Origin of the sequence: Mesorhizobium sp. M7A.F.Ca.US.002.01.1.1 (assembly GCF_004022955.1) — a bacterium.
Lineage (GTDB): Bacteria > Pseudomonadota > Alphaproteobacteria > Rhizobiales > Rhizobiaceae > Mesorhizobium > Mesorhizobium ciceri.
Genome location: NZ_RZQE01000475.1, coordinates 1 through 4,530 on the forward strand (window position 1 = coordinate 1; position 4,530 = coordinate 4,530).

At 64.3% G+C, this 4,530-nt stretch carries 2 protein-coding genes and 1 pseudogene; 2 read left to right on the plus strand and 1 reads right to left on the minus strand.

Translation table 11 applies throughout. From position 1 onward, the window contains the following. Positions 1-857, minus strand: a pseudogene (locus EN932_RS29985) (ATP-dependent DNA helicase RecG); the annotation flags it as partial. 92 nt (positions 858-949) lie between these two features. Here EN932_RS29985 and EN932_RS29990 point away from each other — a divergent pair. Continuing rightward, positions 950-1,237, plus strand: a complete 288-nt coding sequence (locus EN932_RS29990; RefSeq protein ID WP_013531907.1) for a succinate dehydrogenase assembly factor 2 — start codon at positions 950-952, stop codon at positions 1,235-1,237. 72 nt (positions 1,238-1,309) lie between these two features. Beyond that, on the plus strand, positions 1,310-4,530 hold a 3,221-nt coding region (mfd, locus tag EN932_RS29995; protein ID WP_128369289.1), incomplete at its 3' end, for a transcription-repair coupling factor.

Below are 4,530 nucleotides of genomic sequence, written 5' to 3' on the forward strand. Positions count from 1 at the left end.
ATTTCGGCCAGCGCAAACTCCTGGCTTGATGTCAGCGAATAGGGCAGTGCGGCCCGCAGTTTTTCGACGATGCGGCCGTCGCCGACCAGGGGTCGCCCGGACAGCCTGCGGACTTTCGCTCGCACCAGCGCCAGCGAGACCTGGCCCGCCAGCAACTCGTCATAGGCGAGCCGCCGCCAGGCGGCACCATCGATGGAGACGTCAATCGGGTCAGCCGGATTGTGGATGCGGGCAAGCGCATCGCCAAAGGCCGCAAAGGTGTGCCGCCGCATGAAGGCGCCGTCCTGCCATTCGGGAAATTCAGGCACGCGCGTCAGCGCCTGGCCGATCGCCCGGCGCAGCACCTTGCCCGAGAGCCCGGCTGTCAGGGGATAGACCGGTTCGACCAGCGGCAGGTTTTCCGCCTCGCTGGCCAGCGCAATATGGTCGGGGTGGACCATGCTCGGGCGGCCGTTGAACCATTCCATGCGGCCCGAGACCACGACATGCTCGCCCTCGGGCATCGCCTTTTCGAGATAGGAGGCGTGAGCATGGAAGAAGGTCAGCGCGATCTCTCCGGTATCGTCATGGGCGAAGACCCGGTAGGGAACCGACCTATTGCCACGCGGTGGCGGCTGGTGGCGGTCGATGCGCACATCGAGCGTGACGATCTGGCCTTCCGCGGATCCCGCGATACCAGGCCGACTGCGCCGGTCGATGACGGTGTGCGGCAGCACGAACAGAAGATCGCCGGCACGCGCCGCGCGGTCGCCGAGATCGGCCGGAACAACCTTCTCGATCAGCGCACCGACTTTCGGTCCGACGCCTGCAAGCGACGTGATCGGGACAAACAAGGGATCGAGGATGGTCGGACGCATGATGTCAGCTTATGTTGCGACGGCGGCAGCGCAAGGCTGACAGCCCCTTCTATCCACGCTATATGCGCCGCAGCAAGCAAGGATGCGGTACGATGACCGGAACGACGAGATCAAGCGAGGGGCTGGACGTGCGCCGCCGCAAGCTTCTGTTTCGCTCCTGGCATCGCGGCATGCGCGAGATGGACCTGATCCTCGGCACTTTCGCCGACGCTGAGATCGGCGTCTTGACCAACGAGGAAATCGACCAATATGAGAGGCTCCTCGACATTCCCGATACCGAATTCCTGCCCATGGTCACCGGCGAACGCCCGGTTCCGGCCGATATCGATTGTGCCGTCCTGCGAAAGATCCTGGCTTTCCGCCGCTCTCTGACATTCTGAACACAAGCAATTCCAGGAAAAGTACGAAGCGGTTTTCCATTCGGAATTGCGATAAAACAAGACCGTGATTTCATGAGCCTCATTCCCACCATCGGTCTGCCGAAAGGCCGCGCCGGTCAGTTCATCGTCGATGGCGTCGCCGACGGCTACGAAGCCTTTGCGCTGGTGCAGGCGGCGCTCGAGATCGCGCCCGACAAGCCGGTTCTGTTCGTCGCGCGCGACGGTCAGCGCCTGCCGGCGATCATCGAGGCATTGTCTTTCGCGGCCCCCGGCCTGCCGGTGCTGGAACTGCCGGCCTGGGATTGCTTGCCCTACGACCGCGTCTCGCCCGGCTCCGATGCGGCCGCCAAGCGCCTCGATGCGCTGACCGCCATGATCGCTCTGGCGAAGAAGCCGCACCGCGCCGTCATCCTCACCACCGCCAATGCGCTGCTGCAGCGCATTCCGCCGTCCGAGTTGGTCGAGGCGCAGACTTTTCATGCCAGGCCCGGCAACCAGATCGACATGAACGCACTGGTCTCGCGGCTGGAAACGTCTGGTTTCGAGCGTGTGCCGACAGTGCGCGGCATCGGCGAGTTCGCGGTGCGCGGCGGCATTCTCGACCTGTTCGCTCCCGGCTGGACCGAGGCGCTCAGGCTCGATTTCTTCGGCGACACGCTGGAATCGATCCGTGTGTTCGACGCCGCCACGCAGCGCACCACCGGTCAACGCAAGTCGATGGCGCTGCAAGCGATGAGCGAGGTGGCGCTGACGCCGGAAACCATCAGCCGCTTCCGCCGCTCCTATATCGAAGCCTTCGGGGCACCGCAGCGCGACGACGGGCTCTATGCGGCGGTCAGCGAAGGGCGTCGCTTCGCTGGCATGGAGCACTGGCTGCCGTTCTTCTACGAACGGCTGGAGACGGTGTTCGACTATCTGCCTGACACGCCTGTCATCTTCGACCATCTGGCGCATGAGGCGCTGGCCGAGCGCCACACGCTGATCCTCGATCACTACGAGGCGCGCAGGAAGCAGGCCGACGGCGCGCTGAAGGATGCGGTGCCCTATAAGCCAGTCGCGCCGGACCTGCTCTATCTCTCCCCGGAAAACCTGATCACCTCGCTCGGGCCGCGCGAAGCGATCGACTTTACGCCATTCGACGCGCCCGACGTTGGCGCCAAGAAGGTCTATCACGCCGGTTCGCGCCACGGCCGCAGCTTCGTCGAGGAGCGCGCCGATCCGAACGCCAACGTGTTCGATGTCGTCGTCAAACACATCGCCGATGAGCGCGCGGCGCGCCGCCGCGTCGTCATCGCCGGCTGGACCGAAGGCTCGCTCGACCGGCTTGGCCAGATCCTCGCCGAACACCATCTCGGCAACCTCAAGCAGGTCGTGACGCTGGCGGAAGCCGAAAAGCTCGAGCCGGGGCAGGCGGCCCTGGCCGTGCTGCCCCTCGAATCCGGCTTCGAGACCGAAAAACTGGTCGTCGTCGCCGAACAGGACATTTTGGGCGACCGGCTGATCCGGCGCTCGAAACGCAAGAAGCGTCCCTCGGATTTCATTGCCGAGGCCTCGGCGCTGTCGGCCGGCGACATTGTCGTCCATGCCGACCACGGCATTGGCCGTTTCATTGGCCTGCGCACCATCGAAGCGGTCGGCGCACCGCATGACTGCCTGGAAATCCACTATGCCGGCGACGACCGGCTGTTCCTGCCGGTGGAAAACATCGAACTCCTGTCGCGCTACGGTTCTGACACGGCCGAGGCGACGCTGGACAAGCTTGGCGGCGGCGCCTGGCAGTCGCGCAAAGCGCGGCTGAGAAAGCGCCTGCTCGACATGGCCGGTCAGTTGATCCGCATCGCCGCCGAGCGGCAGATGCGCTCGGCGCCGCCACTGGTGCCGGCAGAAGGCCTCTATGGCGAGTTCGCCGCCCGCTTTCCCTATGAAGAGACCGACGACCAACAGACGGCCATCGATTCGGTGCGCGACGATCTTGCTGCCGGCAAGCCGATGGACCGGCTGATCTGCGGCGATGTCGGTTTCGGCAAGACCGAAGTGGCGCTGCGTGCCGCCTTCATCGCGGCGATGGAAGGCTTTCAGGTGGCGGTGGTGGTGCCGACGACATTGCTGTCACGCCAGCATTTCAAGACGTTTTCGCAGCGGTTTTCCGGCCTGCCGATCCGCGTCGCCCAGGCGTCGCGGCTGGTCGGCGCCAAGGAACTGGCCGAGACCAAGAAAGGCATCGCCGAAGGCCAGGTCGACATCGTCATCGGCACGCACGCGCTGCTCGGTTCCGCGATCTCGTTCAAGAACCTTGGTCTGCTGATCATCGACGAAGAGCAGCATTTTGGCGTCAAGCACAAGGAACGGCTGAAGGACCTGAAGACCGACGTGCACGTGCTGACGCTGTCGGCGACGCCGATCCCGCGAACGCTGCAACTGGCGTTGACCGGGGTGCGCGAGCTGTCGCTGATCGCCACGCCGCCGGTCGATCGCATGGCGGTGCGCACCTTCATATCGCCCTTCGATCCGCTGGTGATCCGCGAGACGCTGCTGCGCGAACGCTATCGCGGTGGCCATTCTTTCTATGTGGTGCCGCGCATCAGCGATCTCTCGGAAATACATGATTTCCTGAAGGAATCCGTGCCGGAGTTGAAGGTGGCGGTGGCTCATGGCCAGATGCCGCCGGGCGAACTCGACGACATCATGAATGCCTTTTATGACGGCCAGTACGACGTGCTGTTGTCGACCACCATCGTCGAATCCGGCCTTGATATTCCGACCGCCAACACGCTGATCATCCACCGCGCCGACATGTTCGGCCTGTCGCAGCTCTACCAATTGCGCGGCCGCGTCGGCCGTTCGAAGGTGCGGGCCTACGCGCTGTTCACGCTGCCGGCCAACCGCAAGCTGACCGACACCGCCGAGCGGAGGCTCAAGGTGCTGCAATCGCTCGACACTCTGGGCGCCGGCTTCCAACTGGCCAGCCACGACCTCGATATCAGAGGCGCCGGCAATCTTCTCGGCGAGGAGCAGTCCGGACACATCAAGGAGGTCGGCTTCGAACTCTACCAGCAGATGCTGGAAGAAGCCGTCGCCGAGGTGAAGGATTCGGGCGAGGTGCAGGATGGCGGCTGGTCGCCGCAGATTGCCGTCGGCACGGCGGTGATGATCCCGGAAAGCTATGTTCCGGACCTGCAGCTCCGGCTGGCGCTTTATCGCCGTCTCGGCGATCTCGAAAACACCGAGGAAATCGACGCTTTCGGCGCCGAGCTGATCGACCGCTTCGGCCCGCTGCCGGAGGAGGTGAAGCA

What these genes read in the sequence shown, in the direction of transcription:
- EN932_RS29990 (WP_013531907.1), top strand. Translation starts at nt 950, where the DNA reads ATGACCGGAACGACGAGATCAAGCGAGGGGCTGGACGTGCGCCGCCGC.